21 protein-coding genes are annotated in these 19,855 nt (G+C 71.0%); 11 read left to right on the forward strand and 10 right to left on the reverse strand.

Translation table 11 applies throughout. The annotated features are described in order from the left end of the window. Positions 1 to 56 precede the first annotated feature (56 nt). The 5 genes from C1701_RS18500 to C1701_RS27680 form a co-directional block, all read right to left on the reverse strand. Entirely contained in the window at positions 57 to 2,372 is a 2,316-nt protein-coding gene (locus C1701_RS18500) for an FdhF/YdeP family oxidoreductase (RefSeq protein WP_103056337.1), read from the reverse strand. Between the two features lie 367 nt (positions 2,373 to 2,739). After that, positions 2,740 to 3,135, reverse strand: coding sequence for a hypothetical protein (locus C1701_RS18505; RefSeq protein WP_103056338.1), 396 nt, complete (start codon positions 3,133 to 3,135; stop codon positions 2,740 to 2,742). Continuing rightward, entirely contained in the window at positions 3,129 to 3,563 is a 435-nt protein-coding gene (locus C1701_RS18510; RefSeq protein WP_103056339.1) for a hypothetical protein, read from the reverse strand. The genes C1701_RS18505 and C1701_RS18510 overlap by 7 nt, the downstream gene beginning before the upstream one ends. Before the next feature lie 33 nt (positions 3,564 to 3,596). Beyond that, positions 3,597 to 3,782, reverse strand: a complete 186-nt coding sequence (locus C1701_RS18515) for a hypothetical protein (protein ID WP_103056340.1) — start codon at positions 3,780 to 3,782, stop codon at positions 3,597 to 3,599. Continuing rightward, complete coding sequence (locus tag C1701_RS27680; RefSeq protein ID WP_156038783.1) at positions 3,779 to 3,919, reverse strand: hypothetical protein; 141 nt, start codon at positions 3,917 to 3,919, stop codon at positions 3,779 to 3,781. The genes C1701_RS18515 and C1701_RS27680 overlap by 4 nt, the downstream gene beginning before the upstream one ends. Positions 3,920 to 4,128: 209 nt before the next feature. Here C1701_RS27680 and C1701_RS18520 point away from each other — a divergent pair, with 209 nt between their 5' ends. Together C1701_RS18520 and C1701_RS18525 are read left to right on the forward strand one after the other, a co-directional pair. After that, positions 4,129 to 4,956: a helix-turn-helix domain-containing protein gene (locus C1701_RS18520; protein WP_337661815.1), complete on the forward strand. Its 828-nt coding sequence runs from the start codon at positions 4,129 to 4,131 to the stop codon at positions 4,954 to 4,956. After that, on the forward strand, positions 4,953 to 5,135 hold the full coding sequence (locus tag C1701_RS18525; RefSeq protein ID WP_103056342.1) for a DUF397 domain-containing protein: 183 nt from the start codon (positions 4,953 to 4,955) through the stop codon (positions 5,133 to 5,135). Before C1701_RS18520 ends, C1701_RS18525 begins: the two co-directional genes overlap by 4 nt. Before the next feature lie 61 nt (positions 5,136 to 5,196). On the opposite strand, the gene C1701_RS18530 is transcribed toward C1701_RS18525, so the two are convergent. The 5 genes from C1701_RS18530 to C1701_RS18545 form a co-directional block, all read right to left on the reverse strand. Further along, positions 5,197 to 5,511 carry a hypothetical protein gene (locus C1701_RS18530; RefSeq protein WP_103056343.1) on the reverse strand — a complete coding sequence of 105 codons (315 nt, stop codon included), beginning with the start codon at positions 5,509 to 5,511 and terminating at the stop codon, positions 5,197 to 5,199. A 317-nt stretch (positions 5,512 to 5,828) separates the two neighbouring features. Next, the gene (locus tag C1701_RS18535) at positions 5,829 to 6,143 is read right to left on the reverse strand and encodes a hypothetical protein (RefSeq protein WP_103056344.1); all 315 of its coding nucleotides are present in this window, start codon (positions 6,141 to 6,143) and stop codon (positions 5,829 to 5,831) included. After that, positions 6,140 to 6,799: a hypothetical protein gene (locus tag C1701_RS27685; protein WP_337661816.1), complete on the reverse strand. Its 660-nt coding sequence runs from the start codon at positions 6,797 to 6,799 to the stop codon at positions 6,140 to 6,142. The genes C1701_RS18535 and C1701_RS27685 overlap by 4 nt, the downstream gene beginning before the upstream one ends. A gap of 531 nt (positions 6,800 to 7,330) precedes the next feature. Beyond that, complete coding sequence (locus C1701_RS18540; RefSeq protein ID WP_103056345.1) at positions 7,331 to 8,305, reverse strand: hypothetical protein; 975 nt, start codon at positions 8,303 to 8,305, stop codon at positions 7,331 to 7,333. A gap of 75 nt (positions 8,306 to 8,380) precedes the next feature. After that, positions 8,381 to 9,082, reverse strand: coding sequence for a hypothetical protein (locus C1701_RS18545; protein WP_155886094.1), 702 nt, complete (start codon positions 9,080 to 9,082; stop codon positions 8,381 to 8,383). Positions 9,083 to 9,627: 545 nt separating this feature from the next. Here C1701_RS18545 and C1701_RS18550 point away from each other — a divergent pair. The 9 genes from C1701_RS18550 (at position 9,628) to C1701_RS18590 (ending at position 19,721) form a co-directional block, all read left to right on the forward strand. Then, a complete protein-coding gene (locus C1701_RS18550; protein WP_026418502.1) occupies positions 9,628 to 12,270 on the forward strand; it encodes a valine--tRNA ligase in 2,643 nt (880 codons plus the stop codon). A 152-nt stretch (positions 12,271 to 12,422) separates the two neighbouring features. Continuing rightward, positions 12,423 to 13,790 (forward strand): bifunctional tetrahydrofolate synthase/dihydrofolate synthase, encoded by a 1,368-nt coding sequence (gene folC, locus C1701_RS18555; RefSeq protein ID WP_026418501.1) that lies wholly within the window; start codon positions 12,423 to 12,425, stop codon positions 13,788 to 13,790. Further along, entirely contained in the window at positions 13,787 to 14,263 is a 477-nt protein-coding gene (locus C1701_RS18560; RefSeq protein ID WP_026418500.1) for a DUF4233 domain-containing protein, read from the forward strand. The genes folC and C1701_RS18560 overlap by 4 nt, the downstream gene beginning before the upstream one ends. Positions 14,264 to 14,999: 736 nt before the next feature. Beyond that, a complete protein-coding gene (locus tag C1701_RS18565; protein WP_026418499.1) occupies positions 15,000 to 15,749 on the forward strand; it encodes an ABC transporter ATP-binding protein in 750 nt (249 codons plus the stop codon). Next, complete coding sequence (locus C1701_RS18570) at positions 15,746 to 17,023, forward strand: hypothetical protein (RefSeq protein ID WP_051313859.1); 1,278 nt, start codon at positions 15,746 to 15,748, stop codon at positions 17,021 to 17,023. The genes C1701_RS18565 and C1701_RS18570 overlap by 4 nt, the downstream gene beginning before the upstream one ends. After that, positions 17,020 to 17,646: a hypothetical protein gene (locus C1701_RS18575; RefSeq protein ID WP_103056346.1), complete on the forward strand. Its 627-nt coding sequence runs from the start codon at positions 17,020 to 17,022 to the stop codon at positions 17,644 to 17,646. Before C1701_RS18570 ends, C1701_RS18575 begins: the two co-directional genes overlap by 4 nt. Before the next feature lie 145 nt (positions 17,647 to 17,791). After that, entirely contained in the window at positions 17,792 to 18,550 is a 759-nt protein-coding gene (locus C1701_RS18580) for an SDR family NAD(P)-dependent oxidoreductase (RefSeq protein WP_016700377.1), read from the forward strand. 205 nt (positions 18,551 to 18,755) lie between these two features. Beyond that, positions 18,756 to 19,166: a nucleoside-diphosphate kinase gene (gene ndk, locus C1701_RS18585; protein ID WP_026418497.1), complete on the forward strand. Its 411-nt coding sequence runs from the start codon at positions 18,756 to 18,758 to the stop codon at positions 19,164 to 19,166. A 12-nt stretch (positions 19,167 to 19,178) separates the two neighbouring features. Then, on the forward strand, positions 19,179 to 19,721 hold the full coding sequence (locus C1701_RS18590) for a GNAT family N-acetyltransferase (protein ID WP_026418496.1): 543 nt from the start codon (positions 19,179 to 19,181) through the stop codon (positions 19,719 to 19,721). Positions 19,722 to 19,855: the final 134 nt, after the last annotated feature.

Here is a 19,855-nt window from a genome sequence, read left to right on the forward strand (position 1 = left end):
GTGCCCGCGACCAGCGAGTCACGGCGCGCGCCCGGCGGCTCGGCGGCGACCACGGATCACACCTCGCCCGCCGACACGGGTTCGAGCCGGATGACGACCGACTTCGAGGCGGGGGTGCCGGAGACCTCGGCGACCGAGTCGAGCGGCACCAGGGCGTTGGTCTCGGGGTAGTAGGCGGCGGCGCAGCCGGCGGCGGTGGGGTACGGCACGACCCGGAACCCGGGGGCGCGCCGTTCGACCAGCTCGTCCCCGGTGCGCCACTCACCCACCAGATCCACCAGCTGGCCGTCGGCGACGCCGAGGGCGGCGCAGTCGTCGGGGTGCACGAGAACCACCCGCCGACCGCCGCGGACACCCCGGTAGCGGTCGTCGAGCCCGTAGATCGTGGTGTTGTACTGGTCGTGGCTGCGCAGCGTCTGCAACAGCAGCCGGCCCGGGGGCACCCGGAGGACGTCGAGCTGGTTGGTGGTGAACCGGGCGCGCCCGCTGGCCGTCGGGAAGGACCGGCTGCCCCTCGGCGGGTGGGGCAGGACGAAACCGTCCGGCCGCCGCACCTTGTCGTTGTAGTCCTCGCACCCCGGCACCACGCGCCCGATCCGGTCCCGCACCAGGTCGTAGTCCTCGGCCAGCGACTCCCACGGGACAGGGTGGTCCGGCCCGAGGACCGCGCGGGCGAGGCCGCAGACGATCGCGACCTCCGAACGCAGGTGCGCGCTGGCCGGGGCGAGCCGTCCCCGGGAGGCGTGCACGCAGGACATGGAGTCCTCCACGGTCACGAACTGGTCGACGCCGTTCCGGACGTCCCGTTCGGTCCTGCCCAAGGTCGGCAGGATGAGCGCGCGCCGGCCCGTCACCACGTGCGAACGGTTCAGCTTGGTCGAGACCTGGACGGTGAGCGCGCAGGATCGCAACGCCCTCGCGGTGACCTCGGTGTCCGGAGCGGCGGCGGCGAAGTTCCCGCCCAGGGCGACGAAGACCCCGATCCGACCTTCGCGCATCGCGCGGATCGCCTCCACCGTGTCCAGACCGGGCGACCGGGGCATGGGCAACCCGAACTCGCGCTCCAGGGCGTCCAGGAACGCGGCGGGCGGTTTCTCCCAGATACCCATCGTCCGGTCGCCCTGGACGTTCGAGTGGCCGCGAACCGGGCAGAGACCCGCACCCGGACGACCGATCATGCCCCGCAGGAGCATGAGGTTGACCAGTTCGCGGATGGTGGCCACCGACTGGCGGTGCTGGGTCAGGCCCATCGCCCAGCACGCGACGGTCCGGCGCGAGGTCGCCAGGAGCTCGGCGACGCGTTCGATCTGCTCGCGGGGAAGTCCGGTGGCGGCGAGGACGGCAGGCCAGTCCAGGTCCCGGACGTGCGCCGCGTACTCCTCGTACCCCTCGGTGTGGTCGGCGACGAAGTCCCGGTCGACCACGGACCCGGGTTCGGCCCGCTCCCGCTCCACCAGCAGGTGCCCCAACGCGCGGAACAGCGCGAGATCCCCGCCGATCCGGATCTGGCAGAACTCGTCGGCCAGCCCGACCCCCCGCCCCAGCACGCCCCGGAGGTTCTGGGGGTTCCGGAAGCGGAGGAGGCCCGCCTCCGGCAGCGGGTTGACCGCGACGATCCGGGCGCCCCCGGCCTTCGCCCGTTCCAGGGCCGACAGCATCCTCGGGTGGTTCGTGCCGGGGTTCTGCCCGACGACCAGGACCAGGTCGGCTTGGTGGATGTCGTCCAGGCTCACCGAGCCCTTGCCGACGCCGATGGTCTCGGTCAGGGCCGAGCCCGAGGACTCGTGGCACATGTTGGAGCAGTCGGGCAGGTTGTTGGTGCCCAGGCCGCGGACGAGGAGTTGGTACAGGAACGCGGCCTCGTTGCTGGTCCGGCCCGAGGTGTAGAAGACGGCGGAGTCCGGGTCGGGCTGGGCGGCGAGTTCCTCGGCGACCATCGCGAAGGCCTCGTCCCACCCGATGGGTTCGTAGTGGTCGGCGCCCTCCCTGAGCACCATCGGTTCGGTGAGCCGTCCCTGCTGGCCCAACCAGTAGTCCGTGCGGGAGGCCAGGTCCGCCACCGAGTGGCTGGCGAAGAACTCCCGGGTCACCCGGCGGCGGGTGGCCTCCTCGGCGACGGCCTTGGCCCCGTTCTCGCAGAACTCGGCCGTGTGCCTGCCGTCTCCGGGCTCGGGCCAGGCGCAGCCGGGGCAGTCGAAGCCGTCCCGCTGGTTGACCAGGCGCAGCGTGTGGAGGGTGCGGCCTGGCCCCATCTGTTCCAGGCCGCGTCGCAACGAGGTGAGCACGCCCGGCATGCCGGCGGCCCACTCCTTCGGGGGGCTCACCTCGGTGGTGGTCTCGTCGATGTCCTCGTCCGGTCCCCGGTGGGTCATCTCCCTATCGTGGGTTACCCGGTGGCGGGGGACCAGGGTTCGGGGGATACGGAGTGCCCGGCAGGTGGTTCGGGGATGCCACTGTCGAGGTCGGGCATCGCCCGTTCGCCGGCTCCGCCGCCACCAAGTCGTGGCCGGCTGCGTCGTGGCCCGTTGTCGTGGCGGACGCCCGGGGTTCCTCGCCGATCAGGTCGCCGCCCCGTCGCGCGGGAAGCAGTCCGTCGCTGCCGCTGGCCCAGGGATCCCAGTTCGTCCGCGCCCAGCCCGCTGCCGAGCAGTGGAGAAGCCGCCGTGGCGGAGTCACTACCCCGGGAGCGGATGGTCCCCGTTCCCCCGGGGAGGGGTGAACGGGGACGGTGTCGCCCGCCTAGTCCCGGAACTCGAAGTAATCCAGCACGATCATCAGCAGCGGTGTCAGCCGGCCCACGAGCTCCCGTCCGCCTTCGGTGAGCTGGTGCCGCCGAATCACGGGCGCCCCGGGGGCGGGGCTGGCACGGACCACGCCCCGCAGCAGCAGGTGACGGCACTGGAGGTGCCTGCGGACCGTCTCCCACGCCGGGTGCGACAGACCCACCTGGTGGCGGACCGCGCTGGCCGTGGTGGCGCCGTCGGCGACGACTTCGAGCACGGCCGCGCCCGACACGGTCAGGTCGTGCACCCGGCAGGCGGTGGCGGTGAGCACCGCGACCGGGGCCGACGGGTCGAGGTGTCCCGCGCGTAGCGCGTGGGTGAGCCGGGTGGCGGGGGCGTAGGGGTTCACCACGGTCCCGCCTCCTCGTGGCGGGGGAGCCAGCAGGCCAGGCAGAACTCCACGCCGGGGGTGAGCAGGCTGACCAGTTCGGTGTCGGCCGCCGGGGTCCAGATGCCGCAGGCGGTCCGCACGTCCAGGTCGGTGCGGTCCCGGGTGAGGTGGGCGGCGGTGTGTCCGGGGACGACGAGGGCGGCGAACAGGTCCGGTTTCATGATCTCGGCGCAGTGCGCGCAGGGTTGGTAGGGGATCTCGGGTGGGCGTTCGTCGTGGCCCACGACGACCGGGTGTCCGCAGAGGGTGTGGATGGTGGTGCCGATGAGGTGCTCGCCGTAGCCGCCGAGCACCAGGTGTCGCCACCACAGCCAGCCGGCGGGTGGTTTCGCGTCGATGCGCCAGAAGGCGGGCGGCTGCCCGGCGGTGACGCGGTCATGTTCAGGCATGTGGGACCGTCCCCGACAGTCGGTCGACAGGGTTCAGGCGGCCAGGGCGGCCACGATGGCCACGGTGGTGGCGGTACTCAGCAGGATCACGGCGGTCACGTGGGCCATGGCGGCGAAGCGCCGCCGGCGCAGGCGCCGCCGCTGGGCCTGGAAGGCGCGCATCGCCGGGAGGTCGCGTGTGCGGGCGGTGTCGGCGAGGTCCCCGCCGTGGCCGGTCACCGGGTGGCTCGGGTGGTGAGGGTGCGGAAGGTTCCGGTCTCGGGGTCGTACTCGACGACCCGGTGGCCGCGTGGTTCCGGGGGTAGTCCGCGTTCCGCGAGCCACGCCGCCCCCCGCAGCAACAGGGCTACACCCATCCCCGATCCGACCAACCAGCACAACGCCCACATGGCAAGCCCCTCCAAGATGACCTGAAGTACTCGGTAAGTTACGCGGTGAAGCTTAGCTGTGAAGATTCACGAGATGCCATGACCCAAACGGGGCAACTCCGAGGCGGCATCGCGGCGGGTGACAGACTTCGTGCGACCGCTGGCGAGGAGGATGCGTGCCGCGAAACAATCCGACGGTGAGCAAGCGGCAGCTTGGTGCCGCACTCAGGCGGCTCCGGCAAGCCGCCAACCTGACGGGCGACGAGGTAGCCCGCCGGCTCGAGTGGTCCGGACCGAAGATCAGCAACATCGAGACCGCTCGCGTCACCACCCACCCCAACGACGTGCGCCTACTGCTTGACCTGTACGGCGTACGCAGCGAAGACGAGCGCGCCCTGCTGCTGGAGCTCTGCCGGGGATCGCGGATGCCCGGTTGGTGGCAGCGCTACGGGAACAAGGCCCTGCAAAACTGGGCCAACCAACATATCGGGCTTGAAGATGCGGCAACGAGCATCCGGTACTTCGGTGTGGATCTCGTTGATGGGCCGCTCCAAATCTCGGACTATGCAAGGTCGGTGATCAGCGCAGGTTCACCCGGTCACAGTGGCCAGGACATCGACAAGTCCGTTCAGCTTAGAGCGGAACGCCGCGAGCACTTCCTGGCCAACGGTTCGCCTCTGTGGGGTGTTCTTGATGAGGCTGTCATCCGTCGCACAGTGGGCGGGCCGGCAGTCATGCGCCAACAGATTGACTTCCTTGTGGAGGCGTGCGGGTTGCCGCATGTCACGCTTCAGGTCCTGCCCTTCGCTGCTGGTGCCCACGCTGCGATGGGAACCGCCTTTCGGATTCAAACCTTCGACGACGGGTCTTCGATCGTTTATGTGGAAAACCTCACGAGCGCTCAATATCTCGAGCGCGCCAGCGACATCAAAAAGTACTCTGTGGCGTTCGACTTCCTGCGCGCTGTAGCATTGAGTCCCGACGAATCTGTAACTCTGATGAAGAAGGTGGCAAAGGGGCTGTGAAGAACTTTCAGTGGTACAAGAGCAGCTACAGTGGAGGGTCTGCTAACTGTGTTGAAGTCGGAGTTGCCACCGATCTCGCGGCCGTCCGTGACACCAAGAATCGTGACGGTGGGACGCTGGTCGTCGACCGTGACACATTCGCGGCGTTTCTTGCTGCGGTGAAGTCCAACCGCCTGTAGCCAGCACCCCGGCGAGCCCCCGACCAATGCCGCGCATGGTCGGGGGTCGTTCTTTGTCAGCTCACGCGAACCACGCGATATCGCCGAAAAGCACTTCGCGCCCCTCCTCCTCGTACTCCCGTGTCTCCCGTTCGATGCGTGCCGCCTGCTCGTCTCGGCTTCCTTCCCACGGGGTGAACGTGCCTCCCTTTAGGCTTCCGGGTGTGATCCTGCCTTCGCGCACGAGTCCGGCCGCTATCCGACCTGCCCTGCTGATCTGCTGATCCCAGGGAACCCCACCCACGTCGACCAGTATGCCGATTATCGCGGTCATCGAAAGGTAGTCGATTTCGGCGAGATCGCACACGGATTCGCGGACCTCGTGGTCAATGTCCATCTGGTTTGTTCCTTACTGTGGCGTGTACTTTGGAGAAATTTCGGTGCACTTCCGTGGTGCCTGGCGTGGCTCGTGCTTCGTTGTTTTCGTACTTCCCCGCAAGCTAACAGTGTTTCGTCGGGGTGCTCCATCATGCTGCCGCCATGTTTGTGGCGTTTAATTTCCTGTGCGGGGTAACATGGAGTCCAGGTGAATCCGTAAGTCTGGTGAAGAAGGCGTCACGGGAGCTGTGAAGGCCGGCCGCCTGTAGCTGGTGCCGCTGTTGGCGAGCCCCCGGCCAGCACTACGCCTGGTCGAGGGGCTCGTTCCCCCTCAGCTCATGCGAACCATGCGATATCACCCAAATCAACGTCCCGGCCGGTCTCCTCGTACTCCCGCGTCTCACGTTCGATTCGGGACGCCATCTCCTCACGACTTCCCTCCCATGCCTGAAAAACACCCCTGCGCAATTCCCCTGGGGTGATCTTTCCTTCTCGTACAAGTTGAGCAGCTATCTCACCGGCCCGGCTAATCTGCCGGTCGGCGCTCACGCCGCCCACGTTGACCAGCGCCCCGATAATATCGGACATCATTACATAGTCGATCTCCACCAGGTCGCACACTGACTCGCGAACCTCTTGATCAATGCTCATATGTAGTCCTTCCTGGGAACGTGCACCTTAAATGCTCTTTTATGCTTGTCTCGAACGTCGAGGGTGGGGGCATTTTTCGTTGTTGCTGATTTAAACCTCAGTCCGACTGAGGTTCCATCTGGTGTTATCATCATAATGCCGTCATAACGCGGATCATTGACTCTTTGGCCACCCTGAGACAGTGCTTCGAAGATGTCGCGAATTTCGCGGGAGGTGTCTACTTCCCGTACCGAAATCTTCTTTCCTCGCGGCGATCGCCTGCCGATTCCCTCGCCCTTGTCCCTCGCGTACTCGCTCGCGGTCTTCCCTCGCCACGTCCCCACGGTGGGTGGCGCGGCCGGTGGCCCGGCAGCCGTAGGAGCGGGCGGGGGAGGTGCTGTCCCCGGGCCGCCGTTTCCGGCGATGCCGTCGAGGTAGCGGCGGATCAGGTCGGCGGACCGTCCGAACGCCGCGTACGCCTGCTTCAACGGCTCCGTCGCGTCGGCGGCCGACTTCACCACCCACACCACGTCGTGGTTCGCCGAAGCTAGGAGGAGTTGGGCGGAGAGCTGACACCCGCGTTCCGCTTTGTCGAGTGCCACCACCAGGCCGCGCTGAGCCTCCTCGATCTCCACCAGGGCCGCCCGTGCCTGAGCCACGACGTCGGCGACGGACACCAGCCACCCTTCTCACACCCCCGTTGCACACCGTGACGAACGGTAGCAACGGGTAACTGTTGGGTGTGGGGAGAATGGCCACTTCCGCGTGGAAGGGCGCCGTGCCAGAGTCAGCACGAGGTCAGCACGGGGGCGATCACCCGCACCAACTCGCGAGAACGGGCCGGAGCGTGAACCCGACCTCACGCCCCTGATCAGGTTGTGTGGCAGGGCGTCACCCGCGTCGACGTGGGACCTCGAGATTCCGCCGCCGAGTTCCGCGAGAACCTTGCGCTGTGCCGGCCGCCGGCGGCTCGGGCCAGGCGCAGCGGGGGCAGTCGAACCCGTTTCCGCTGACTGAGCGGTCGCGGTGTTTGGGTGGCGCGGCCTGGTCCTACCCGCCCCGCCGCCCCGCACGAAGTGGGCACGCTGGGGATTTCGGCGAACTCCCTTCAGTCCCTGACCTCGGTGGTGGTCCCGTCGATGTCCTCATCCGGTCGCCGGTACGTCACCCCGGACGTGGGCGGGGGACCAGACGTGGGGGCCGGGTGCTCAGCAGGTGCTCCCTGGGAGTTCGCTGTCGAGGTCGAACATCGCCTGTTCGTCGACCCCGCCGAGGCCCGCCACGACCTGGTCCGCGCTGGTGGCGGGCGCCAGCAGCCCCTCGTCGATCAGGTCGCAGTCCATCCCGTAGACCAGCCCGTCGCTGCCACCCGCCCACAGCCCCCAGCTCGACTCCAACCACTCCTCCCCCGAGTAGTAGAGGAACTCGTCCGTCTGCCGCTGGAACACCACGGCCGGATGGGACTCGAACAGGTACCCCGCCAGGTAGCTGACCTCCACCACGAGGACGCCCTCCTCCTCGGCGGTGACCGAGACACGACCGTCCATCCGGGGCGGTTCGTCGGCGAGCGTGTGCTCCGGCGAGATCATGGTGACGAAGGCGTCCAGGCCCAGCCTCCTGATGTGCTCCTCGGTGTCGGCCCTGGCGTCCGGCCCCAGCAGGTCGAGCAGCGGATCGGCCGAGTGCTCCTCGATGGCCTCCGGATCGAGCCTCGTCGCCTCGACGGCACGCAACGCGAGGTCGACGGCTTCCGCCACCTGGTCGCGGCTGTGCCCCTCGACCGGCGTCGTGACCGTCCTGTCGATGCCGTCGATGCCCTCCTCCCACCCGGCGGCGACGGTGTCCGTGAACGCGAGGGCACCGGTCTCCCCACCGTCCCCGGTCCGATCCCCGTGCCCGGCGGTCGGCTCCGGGGGGAGGGTGGCAGGGGTGCTCGCGCTCACCGGGAGCGCGGTTGGAGCCTCGTCGACCAGGCCGGTCTGGCGTACGACGATGACGGCGCCGGCCACGAGGACGAGCGCGCCGGCGGCGAGGAGCACCCGCCGGAGTGGCGTGGAACCGGCGCCGCGCCGTTCGTCCCGAGCGGTGTTCGCTGGTGAGGGCGTGGTGCCGAGCGGGTCGGGGGAGGGTGTCGAGCCGGGGCTGTCGTCACCGGGATGAGCCTGGTTCGTCAGGTGCGGCATGGTCGGGTCGCCGTTCCTCGGAGGTGCGGGTTCGGGGGTGCGGGGCGGAGCGCTGAGCCGCCGGAACGGATCGGGTCAGGCGGGTTCGAGGACCTCCGCCACGCAGGACCCCTCGTCGGAACCTGGGCCGATGACCCCGGTGGCGACGTCGCAGTCGACGGCCCGGTGCCCCACCTCCCCGCCGAACTCCACCCACAGACCGCGCGCGCCGGTCTCCCACCCGTCGCCGATCGCGTACGAGTAGGCCTCGACCCACCGTTCGTAGACGACGCCGTCCGAAGAGGTCGACCCCTCCGGGTCGAAGGGGTAGGCGGTCGTGTAGTTCAACTCGACCAGCAGCGAGCTGTCCGGGTGCAGGGACACCTCGAGTGAACCGTTCATCCGGGGCTCGGCGGCCAGCGTCCGGCCCGAGGCCAGCATGGTGATGTAGCCGCTGGGCCCATAGGCGTCGATCTCCGAGCTGACCGCGTCCCGTGAGTAGGGGGCGAGCAGGCCCAGCAGTTCGTCCGGGTCGTGCCGGAGGAGCGCGGCGTCGGAGAGCCGGGAGGCCCGCACCGCGGACAGGGCCGCCGAGGTCGCCTCGCGCACCTCCTCCACGGTGTAACCGGCGAAGGCCGTGGGCGTGGGAACGCTGATGCCCTCGGTTCCCGTCCGCCAGTGCTCGGCGGAGGTCCCGGCGAAGGGATCGGCCGCCCGAGCCTGGTTCACCCGTTCGTCTCGGATCAGGAGGAAGACGACGAGGGAGAGGACGACCGCGACCACGGTCCCGGCCAGCACCCACGGCACCAGGACACCGGCCCGCCGGGACGCCGCCGGCGGTGGCCACGCGGCCGGGGTGCCGGAGGGTCCGAACGCGAAACCGGTGGGAGCACTCGGTGGGGGCGCGGCCGGGCCCCATCCGGCGTGCGGAGGCCCGGAAGCGGACCAGCCCTGGTGGGTGCCTGGCGCGGCGGCGGAAGGCTGGGGTAATGGGTGGGAGGTTCGCGCGTCGTCGTGCGCGCCCCGTCCGGCAGGCTCTTCCTGGAACCCGTCCCCGCGACCGGCGGGGAGGGGTGGCGGTGGGACGGGGGCGCTCCCAGCCGCTTCGCTGGTCGCCGCGTCTCGCTCGAAAGGGTGGTCTTGCACGGAGCCCCTCGTCTTCTCCAGTTGTCGTGCCGAAAACTAGCGTTTGTCACCGATGATCTCGAATCGACCCCGTCGGCGGGGGTCGTTCGGGAGAGCGATCTTCGCTGGATGGGTGACGTCACCAGCACCCGTCGTCACCCGAGCGGCCCAGCGACGGCCCCGTGAACCGGGTTGCCCGCCGTTCGTAGACTTTCCCCGTGACCGAGACCCATTCATCGCCCGGCCCTGCCCAGTTTCCCGTCGGCCTCGCGCCCAAGTGGGAGCCGGTAGCGGTAGAGGCCGCGCTGTACCAGGAATGGGTCGAGCGCGGTGACTTCACCGCCGACGCCAGCAGCGACCGGCCGCCGTTCTCCATCGTGATCCCGCCGCCCAACGTCACCGGGGTGCTGCACATGGGGCACGCGCTGGACCACACCCTGATGGACACCCTCACCCGGCGCCGCCGGATGCAGGGTTACGAGGCGCTGTGGTTGCCGGGCATGGACCACGCAGGGATCGCGACCCAGACCGTCGTCGAGCGGGAGCTCGCCAGCGAGGGGAAGTCGCGCCACGATCTCGGGCGTGAGGAGTTCGTCCGCCGGGTCTGGCAGTGGAAGGCCCAGTCCGGCGGTCAGATCAGCCAGCAGATGCGGCGGCTCGGCGACGGCGTCGACTGGAGCCGTGAGCGCTTCACGATGGACGAGGGTCTGTCGCGCGCCGTGCAGACGATCTTCAAGCGGTTGTACGACGACGACCTGATCTACCGGGCGGAACGCATCATCAACTGGTGCCCCCGGTGCCAGACGGCGCTGTCGGACATCGAGGTCGAGCACAGCGAGGACGAGGGCGAGCTCGTCTCGATCCGCTACGGCGAGGGTGACTCGTCGATCGTGGTCGCGACCACCCGTGCCGAGACGATGCTCGGCGACACGGCCGTGGCGGTGCACCCGGAGGACGAGCGCTACCGGCACCTGGTGGGGACCGAGGTCGAGCTGCCGCTCACCGGCCGGCGGATCCCGATCGTGGCCGACGAGCACGTCGACCCGGAGTTCGGGACCGGCGCCGTCAAGGTCACGCCGTCCCACGACCCCAACGACTTCGAGATCGGCCAGCGGCACGGCCTGCCGAACCTCACCGTGCTCGACGAACGGGGCGTCATCACCGCCGCTGGTCCCTTCGAGGGGCTGGACCGGTTCGAGGCGCGGCCGGCCATCGTCGCCGCCCTCCGCGCGGAGGGCCGGATCGTGGCGGAGAAGCGCCCCTACCTGCATGCCGTGGGGCACTGCGAGCGGTGCGGCACGGTCGTCGAACCCCGGCTGTCCAAGCAGTGGTTCGTCAACGTCGGTCCGCTGGCCAAGGCGGCCGGTGACGCCGTCCGGGACGGCCGGACCCGCATTCACCCGCCCGAGATGGCCAAGCGCTACTTCTCCTGGGTCGACAACCTCCACGACTGGTGCATCTCCCGCCAGCTGTGGTGGGGGCACCGCATCCCCGTCTGGTACGGGCCCGACGGGGAGATGCGGTGCGTCGGCCCCGGCGAGGAACCGCCCACCGGTGAGGGCTGGCACCAGGAGACCGACGTGCTGGACACGTGGTTCTCCTCGGCGCTCTGGCCGTTCTCCACGCTGGGCTGGCCGGAGAAGACCCCCGACCTGGAGCGCTTCTACCCGACCAGCGTCCTGGTCACCGGCTACGACATCCTGTTCTTCTGGGTCGCCCGGATGATGATGTTCGGGCTCTACGCGATGGACGGCGCGCAGCCCTTCAACGACGTGTTCCTGCACGGCCTGGTTCGGGACAGCACCGGCAAGAAGATGTCGAAGTCCAAGGGCAACAGCATCGACCCGCTGGAGTGGCTCGACCGCTACGGCGCGGACGCCCTGCGCTTCACCCTGGCCAGGGGCGCCAACCCGGGCGCGGACGAGGCGGTCGCCGAGGAGTGGGCGGCGGGAGCGCGGAACTTCGGCACCAAGTTGTGGAACGCCAGTCGGTTCGCCCTGATGAACGGGGCGAACACCAGTACCCCGCTGCCCGACCGCGCGGAGCTGACCGACGCCGACCGGTGGATCCTCGACCGGCTCGACACCGTGGTCGCCGGCGTCGACGAGCTGTTCGAACGCTTCGAGTTCGGCAAGGCCTGCGACACGCTGTACCACTTCGTGTGGGACGAGTTCTGCGACTGGTACCTGGAGCTGGCCAAGACCCAGCTCAACGGTGACGAGGCCAGGGCCACCGCCACCCGCGCGGTGCTCGGGCACACCCTGGACGCGACGCTGCGGCTGCTGCACCCGGTGATGCCGTTCATCACCGAGGTGGTGTGGCGGGAGCTGACCGGCGGGCAGGCCCTCGACCGCGCGGCCTGGCCGGTCCCCTCCGGGGCGACTCCCGACGTCGAGGCCGAGCGGCGCATCGACGACCTGCGGAAACTCGTCACGGAGGTGCGCCGCTTCCGCTCCGACCAGGGGCTCAAGCCCGGCCAGCGGGTTGACGCCCGGCTCACCGGCACCGCTGTCGACCGGCTCGCCGACCAGCTGGTCGCCGCGCGCGCCCTGACCCGGCTCGACGAGCCCGGCGACGGCTTCGCCCCGACGGTCTCCCTGGAGGTCGGGCTCGCCTCGGGCGAGATGACCGTGGAGATCGACACCTCGGGCGCGGTGGACGTCGAGGCCGAGCGCAAGCGGTTGACCAAGGACCTCGCGGCGGCGGAGAAGGAACTCGCCGGCTGCGAGAAGAAGTTGGGGAACCCCGCGTTCACCGAGAAGGCCCCACCGGAGGTGCGGGCCAAGATCGAGGCGCGGCGGGAGACCGCCGAGGTCGACATCCGGCGGCTCCGCGAGCGGCTGGCCGGGCTGCCCGGCTGAGCGCCGGCCCTTCGGGCCGAGGAGGACACCAGGAACGGGCGACGACCCCGGTGTGACCGTGGTGGGTCACACCGGGGCGCACCGCCGCATGACCGGCCGTCCGTCGGAACTAGACTCGGACCCGGACCGGTAACCGCACGTCAGGAGGGTCCGTGCCCAAGCCCGACTCCGATGCCCTGGTGGCGTTGCGCGCCGTCGAGGACGAGCTCAACACCCGGTGGCCGGAGACGAAGATCGAGCCGTCGCTGGACCGCATCCGGGTGCTGCTGGACCTGCTGGGCGAGCCGCAGCGCTCGTACCCGGTGCTGCACATCGCCGGCACGAACGGCAAGACCTCCACCGCGAGGATGCTCGACGCCCTGCTGACCCGGGTGGGGCTGCGGACCGGCCGCTACACCAGCCCCCACCTGCAACTGGCCACCGAGCGGATCAGCCTGGACGGGGCGCCGATCTCCCCGGAGCAGTACGTCGACACCTACCGCGACATCGAGCCCTACGTGACGATGGTCGACGGGCGGAGCGAGATCCGGATGAGCAAGTTCGAGGTGCTCACCGGCATGGCGTTCGCGGCCTTCGCCGACGCGCCCGTGGACGCGGCCGTCGTCGAGGTCGGCCTCGGGGGCAGCTGGGACGCCACCAACGTCGCCGACGGCACGGTGGCCGCTATCACCCCGATCGCGCTCGACCACACCGAGTACCTCGGCACCGACCTCCTCGGCATCGCCAGGGAGAAGGCCGGCATCATCAAACCCGGTTCGGTCGCGGTGCTGGCCAAGCAGGAACCCGAGGTCACCCGAGTCCTGTTGGAACGCGCCGTCGAGGTGGACGCGGCGGTGGCCAGGGAGGACTCGGAGTTCGGCGTCCTCGAACGCACCCACGGCGTGGGTGGTCAGATGCTGCGGTTGCAGGGCCTCGGTGGCGTGTACGAGGAGATCTTCCTGCCCCTGCACGGGGCGCACCAGGCGCGGAACGCGGCGATGGCCCTCGCGATCGCCGAGGCGTTCTTCGGGGCCGGGCCGGAGCGGCAGCTGGACGTCGAGGCGGTCCGGGAGGGTTTCGCCGCCGTCAGCTCCCCGGGCCGGTTGGAGCCGGTCCGCTCCGCACCGACCGTCCTGGTGGACGCGGCGCACAACCCGCACGGCGCGGGGGCGCTCGCCGAGGCCGTCACGGCGGAGTTCGCGTTCCGCCGGCTGGTCGGCGTGGTGGGTGTGATGGACGACAAGGACGCCACCGGCATCCTCCAGGCGCTGGAACCGGTGCTCGAACACGTGGTGATCACCCAGACGAGTTCACCGAGGGCGATGAGCGCGGAACGGCTCGCGGCCCAGGCCGAGGAGATCTTCGGGTCGGAGGCCGTCACCGTCCAGCCGGCGTTGGACGTGGCGGTGGAGACCGCGATCGGCCTCGCCGAGGAGGTCTCCGAGCCGGACGAGCCGGTCGCGGGCGGTGGCGTGCTGGTGACGGGCTCCGTGGTGACCGCCGGTGAGGCTCGCGCGCTGTTGGGGAAGGAACCGACATGACCGACCAGCCCACGGCCGACGAGACGCGGACCGACCCGGCGGCGTCGTCCCCGGCCACCCCGGGTGACGGGCCGGTGGCCTTCACACCCCCGGCCAAGGACCCCTTCAGGAGCTTCCGGGGCGTCCTGGCCGGCACCCTGGTGCTGGAGGCGATCGTCGTCGGTCTCGCCGTGCTCGTGGTCGACAACCTCGGCTCCGGGGTCGGCAGCGTCGGCGGCTGGCTGGTGGGTGGCCTCGCGGTCGCGATGGTCCTCGCCGCCGGCGTGCAGGGCCGGAGCTGGGGGCTGCCCGTGGCCATCGCCCTCCAGGCCGCCATGATCTGCTGCGCGTTCATCACCCCGGCACTGGGGGCGCTCGGGCTCGTCTTCGGACTGGTCTGGGTCGGTCTGCTGTGGATGCGGTGGGACGTCCAGCTGCGGATGAAGGAGGGCCGGCTCCCCGGTCAGCGGCCGGTGGGCGAGCACACCGACTGAAGCCCCGGCCGCCTGGCCGGTTCCCGTGCCACCCGACCCCGCCCGACAGCCGTCGGTCCGGTGGCACGGTGTGCGTCGGGCGCGGCAGTGCGCGGGGTCCGACCCCCGGGGTGCTTTCACGACCGAATTCGCGGATCCACTCGGAGAATGGCGGCACCGGTTCCCGCGTTCGGAGTAGGGAATCGGATTCTGATGGGTGCCGGTGGTCGGTTCGCGGGTTCCGTGGTCCGAACGCTTCCCCACTCGCGTCGCCCTTCGGCGTCCGGGTTGGGGAATTCCTGGCCATGAACCGCGCCGCCGCGCCAGCGCACCCCCGTCGTGGCGAACCAGCCGCCCATCGACGTGCCTGAGCTCGGGCCTCCAGGGTGGAGCACCGGTCCCGGACCGGCGAGGCCTGGCGCGCGGTGTCGGTGCGTACCTGGCCCGCGAACCGCCTCCTCGCTGCGGGAACGGGAAGAGGTGCTGCGGGCGGCTTGCTGGCGGCGGCGACGGAACGGCGTGGTCCTCGGGACAGCGTGGCCCCGTCGAGGACGCGGCCTGGGTCGGCTGAGGGACGGCCGAACCACCGGGGCGTGACCCGGCCGTGGGCAATTCGACGTCGGCTGGTGCGCCCAGGCGAGGTCGGTCCTTTTCCTGGGTGGGAATCCGGATCAACGACAACTGTCGGTGGGTTAGGATCTCGGCGGTTTCGTTTCGCCGTGACCCGGAGGGAAGAACCGCGATTGGACGGGCCGCGATGAGGTTTTCCGACGTCCACTTCTCCTACGGGAGGAAAAGGGTCCTCCGGGGCGTTGACTGGGAGTTGGGGCGGGGGATCAGCGGGCTCCTCGGGCCGAACGGGTCGGGCAAGACGACGCTGATCTCCCTGGCCGTCGGCGCGCTGCCCGGCCGAGGTGGGATCACCGTCGGGGACGCGGGCACGTCGGGACCGAACGGCGGTGCCAGCCCGTCGCTGGGGTACGTCCCGCAGTCCTTCTCCCTCGTCCCCGGGATGTCCGTCCTCCAGACCGCCGCCTACGCGGCGTGGGTGAACGGCGTCCCGCGCCGGGAGTGCGAGGACGCGGCCCGCCGGGCACTGGGGCTCGTCGACCTCGCCGGCCGGGCCGGCGAGCGGGTCCGCGCCCTGTCCGGGGGCCAGCGTCAACGGCTGGGCATCGCCGCCGCCCTCGCCCACGAGCCGCGTGTCCTGGTCCTGGACGAACCCACCGTGGGTCTGGACCCGGCGCAACGGCTGCGGGTGCGGGAGGTGATCGCCGATCTCGGTCAGGACCGGACGGTGCTGCTGGCCACGCACCTCGTGGAGGACATCGCCTACCTGTGCCGGCGGGTTGGCGTGCTGGTGGCCGGCCGCATCGTCTTCGACGGCACCGTCGAGGAGCTGACCGGGCTGTTCGAGGACGAGGCCCCCGAGGACGGCCGCGCGCTCGGCTCCGCCTTCGAACGCGGCTACGAGCGGCTGGTCCGGCGCTGGGGAGCGGGGGAGTGAACCGGCTGGCGGCCCTGTGGTGGCCGCTTCCGCCGGTCGTGCTGGTGTCCTCCGCCGCGCTGGTCGCGGCCTCGCTCGTCCTGTCGACCCGCTGGTTGTGGGACCAGCGGTTCCAGGAGTGGGTGGTCACGTCCTTCGAGGCCCACGAGCAGGTGCTGTGGGCGGCCGTGCTGGCGGCCGTGGTGAGCTGCTGGGCGGCCACGCGCCTCACCCCGACCAGGATGCTGTTCGGCGGTGCGCACCACCCCCGTACCGGTTGGCCGGTCGTGCGCCGGCACCTCGCCGTCCTCAACGGGTGGTTCCTCCTCGGGTACGTGGTGGGCATCGCGCCCGCCCTCGTGCTCACCGCCACCCGGGCCCAGTACGGCGGTCCCGACGTGCTGGCCATCCTCGGCGGACCGCTGGGGATCGCGGCGGCCTCCGCCCTGGGCTACCTCTTCGGCGTGGTGGTCCCGGTGGCGCTGCTCTCGCCGGTCCCCGGCCTGGGGGTCTACCTGCTGTACTCCCAGTCCGCGGTCGCCGACGGGTGGACCGCGCTGCTGCCGCTCGTCCGGGTGTGGATCTCGCTGGGCAGGTCGGAGAACCCCGCCGTCACCGGCTACCGGGTGATCTTCCTCCTCGCCCTGCTGGCGGCCTGCGCGGTGACCAGCGCGGTGCTGCTCCGCGCGACGCGGCGGACCGCGCCGCGCGCGCTGGTGGCGGTGCTGGGCTGCCTCGCGCTGCCCGGCCTGCTCGCCGTCGTGCCCTTCGTCCGCACGCCGGCCCCGCTGGTCCACGACGCCGAACGCCCCCGGGTGTGCGCGGAGCGCGGGGGCACCGAGTACTGCGTGCACGAGGGCCACGCCTCCGAGCTGGACGTCCTCGGGGCGGTCGGCGAGACGGCGCTCGCGCGCCTCGGGGACTCGGTTCCCGCTCCCCGGCGGGTCTGGGACCTGGCCCTCGCCGGCCGTGGGGAGGACCCCGGGGTGGTGTGGGTCCAGCTTGATCCGGTCCTCCCCCTCGAGCCGGCAGTGGCTTCCACGATGGCGGCCAGCATCGCCGGGGATGACGCCTGCCGGCAGCGCTACGGGGATCCCGGACCCGAGGAGGACTGGCCGGAGGCCGTGGCACTCGCCGACGACCTCCGGTGGCGGGTGGCCGCGCTGTTTCACGAGGAGTACGCCAGGGTGGATGGCCCGTTCAGCGAGCTCTCCGACGCGGAGCTGGTGCGGTGGCTGGCCGAGCACCAGCACACGGTGGCCAGCTGCGAGCTGGGCCAGGAGGACCTGCCGTGACGGCGCTGCGCCTCGTGGTCCTCGCCCGCCGCCCCGGCCGGTGCCTGCTGGCGTTCACGGTGTCCCTGCTCGGCGCGCTGCTCTTCTGGCGGGTGGCCGTGCACGTCGAACCCTTCAGCGCCAACCCCCGGCGGACCCTGCCCTACCCGGAGTTGGCCGGGGTCGTGACCGGGGCCGTGTTCGCCGGTCTGCTCGCTCCCGGGTTCTGGGAGTGGGAGCGCCTGGGCGGGGCGCGCAGCCGGGCCGTCGCGGGTGTGGTGGCGGCGCTGGGGTGCCTGGCGCCGCTGCCGGCCTTCCTGCTCGGCGTGGCCCAGGTGCCCGAGCGGTACCACGCGCTCACGCTGTGGTCGAAGGTGCTGCTGTTCACCGCGCTCGCGTTCCTGCTGGCGGCGCTGGTCGGCCCGGCGGTGGGCGCCGCGGTGACGGTCGGGTCGTTCCTGCTGGTGGTGCTGCTGACCAACGCCGCCCCGGCGGCGGTCGGGTGGCTGCCCGTGACGGCCCCCGAGGACCCGACGAGCCACCCGGTCGCGGCGCTCGCCCTGCTCGGCGTCGCGGTCGCCGCCCACGCGGCGACCTTCGGGTCCACCGGGTTCGCGCGGCGGCTCAGCCGAGGCGCCGGCTAGCGGGTCCGCGTGGACCCCACCGAGCGCCGTTCCGCCGGGAGGACGAAAATGTGCGTCCGAACGGTGGAACATCGGTGCTCGGTCGGGAGGGCGGGATGCGCGGTCGTCGCGTTCCCCGCCGGCCGGGCGGGAACGGGGCGGTGCGATGCGGGACGAACTCAAGGACAAGGTCGGTCTGGTCACCGGCGGGGCCTCCGGGATCGGGCGGGAGGTGGCCCTGCGGATGGCCGCGTCCGGGGCGACCGTCGTCGTCGCCGACCTGCGCGCGGAGGCCGCCCTGGAGGTGGCCGAGGAGATCAACGGCAGCGGTGGGCAGGCCAGCGGGATCGCCGTCGACGTGGCCGACCCCGCCTCGGCCGCGGCGATGGTGCAGCACGCCGTCACCACCCACGGGCGGCTGGACCTCGCCGTGAACAACGCGGGCATCGGCGGTGACAGCGGGGACGTCGCCTCGTACTCCACCGAGTCCTGGCGGCAGGTCCTCGCGGTGAACCTCGACGGCGTCTTCTACTGCCTGCGCGCCGAACTCGCCGCCATGCACGACGGTGGGGGCGGGTCCGTGGTCAACATGGCCTCGATCCTGGGGTCGGTGGGGTTCGCCAGCTCCCCGGCCTACGTGGCCGCCAAGCACGGCGTGGTCGGCCTGACCAAGAGCGCCGCCCTGGCCCACAGCGCGGAGGGGATCAGGGTGAACGCGGTCGGGCCCGGTTTCATCGAGACCCCGTTGCTGTCGCAGGCGGCCATGCCGGCGGAGGCCCGCGCCGCGCTGGTCTCGGCGCACGCCGCCCAACGGCTCGGCACCCCAGGGGAGGTCGCGGAACTGGTGGTCTTCCTGCTGTCGGACCGGGCCTCCTTCATCACCGGCAGTTACCACCTGGTGGACGGGGGTTACACCGCGCAGTGATCGGGGGACCCGTGGCGACCGGGGAGCGGGGGAACTGGTCACTCGCCGACGGATGTCCTCGGTGGTGGGCCGCCCACCCGTGTCACCGTGGATCACGCCACCTGACTAGCCTTCCCCCCAAACCGGACAACACCGTGCCGCCGCGCGCGGGCCGGACGTGGACACCCGTCCCGTCCGGTGGTGTGAACAACGAAAGCGAGTGGTCGTGAGCGAGCGCACCCTGGTTCTGGTCAAGCCCGACGGCGTCGAGCGTGGCCTGGTCGGCGAGGTCATCGCCCGCATCGAGCGCAAGGGGCTGCGGTTGGCCGCCCTGGAGCTGCGCACCGTCAGCCGCGAGGTCGCCGAGCAGCACTACGCCGAGCACGACGGCAAGCCCTTCTTCACCTCGCTGCTCGACTTCATCACCTCCGGCCCGGTCGTCGCCGCCGTCGTGGAGGGGCCGAGGGCGATCGCCGCGTTCCGGCAGCTCGCCGGCGGCACCGACCCCGTGGAGAAGGCGACTCCGGGCAGCCTGCGCGGTGACTTCGCCGTCGAGGTCGAGTCGAACCTGGTGCACGGCTCGGACTCCCCGGAGTCGGCCGCCCGGGAGATCAAGCTCTGGTTCCCCAGCCTCTGAGAGGGACGTGACATGACCGACCGCGACCTTGACGACTCCTTCGTCTCCGGCCCCCACTTGGTCAACCAGGTCCACCCCGGTCTGGTGGACGGGTTGACCGACCTGTGGGGGCGGGTGGGCGCCGCCGGGGGAGCGGTCGGCTTCACTCCCGAGACCCCGTTGGCGGAGGTGCGGACCGCCGCCGAACGGGTCGTGGAGGCCGTGAGCGCCCGACGGGAACAACTGTTGACCCTGGGCCGGGCTGGCGTGCTGGTCGGCGCGGTCGTCCTCCGCCCGGACAGCGGCCCGCTCGTCGCCCACCGCGGCCTCGTGCTCGACCTGATGGTCGACCCCGACCTCCAGCGGCAGGGGTGGGGGCGTGTCCTGCTGGACGCCGTGGTGGCCCAGGCGACCGCCCACGGGCTGCGACGGCTGTTCCTCTCCGCCCGCGACGGCACCGGGCTGGACGACTTCTACCGGGCGGCCGGGTGGACCGAGTGCGGGCGCGCGCCGGACGCGGTCCTCCTGCCCGACGGGACCTACCGCGACGAGCTCTGGTTCACCCGTCGGATCTGAGGGAAGCCGCCGGCGCTGCCGGCCGACGTCCGCGCGTCAGGACGGCGCCGGGGCACGATCCCGGCGTCCACGTGGCGGAGTGGCGGTGCCGGCTTGGCCACCTCGGGGAAAACGTTCGCTTTCCGTCGGTGCCA

Source organism: Actinoalloteichus sp. AHMU CJ021, assembly GCF_002895405.1.
Taxonomy (GTDB): Bacteria; Actinomycetota; Actinomycetes; order Mycobacteriales; family Pseudonocardiaceae; genus Actinoalloteichus_B; species Actinoalloteichus_B caeruleus.

Coding starts and splice junctions, on each gene's coding strand:
- C1701_RS18500 (WP_103056337.1), bottom strand. CDS start 2,372: ATGACCCACCGGGGACCGGACGAGGACATCGACGAGACCACCACCGAG.
- C1701_RS18510 (WP_103056339.1), bottom strand. CDS start 3,563: ATGCCTGAACATGACCGCGTCACCGCCGGGCAGCCGCCCGCCTTCTGG.
- C1701_RS27680 (WP_156038783.1), bottom strand. CDS start 3,919: ATGGGTGTAGCCCTGTTGCTGCGGGGGGCGGCGTGGCTCGCGGAACGC.
- C1701_RS18530 (WP_103056343.1), bottom strand. CDS start 5,511: ATGGACATTGACCACGAGGTCCGCGAATCCGTGTGCGATCTCGCCGAA.
- C1701_RS18535 (WP_103056344.1), bottom strand. CDS start 6,143: ATGAGCATTGATCAAGAGGTTCGCGAGTCAGTGTGCGACCTGGTGGAG.
- C1701_RS18540 (WP_103056345.1), bottom strand. CDS start 8,305: ATGCCGCACCTGACGAACCAGGCTCATCCCGGTGACGACAGCCCCGGC.
- C1701_RS18560 (WP_026418500.1), top strand. CDS start 13,787: ATGACCGACCAGCCCACGGCCGACGAGACGCGGACCGACCCGGCGGCG.
- C1701_RS18565 (WP_026418499.1), top strand. CDS start 15,000: ATGAGGTTTTCCGACGTCCACTTCTCCTACGGGAGGAAAAGGGTCCTC.
- C1701_RS18580 (WP_016700377.1), top strand. CDS start 17,792: ATGCGGGACGAACTCAAGGACAAGGTCGGTCTGGTCACCGGCGGGGCC.
- C1701_RS18590 (WP_026418496.1), top strand. CDS start 19,179: ATGACCGACCGCGACCTTGACGACTCCTTCGTCTCCGGCCCCCACTTG.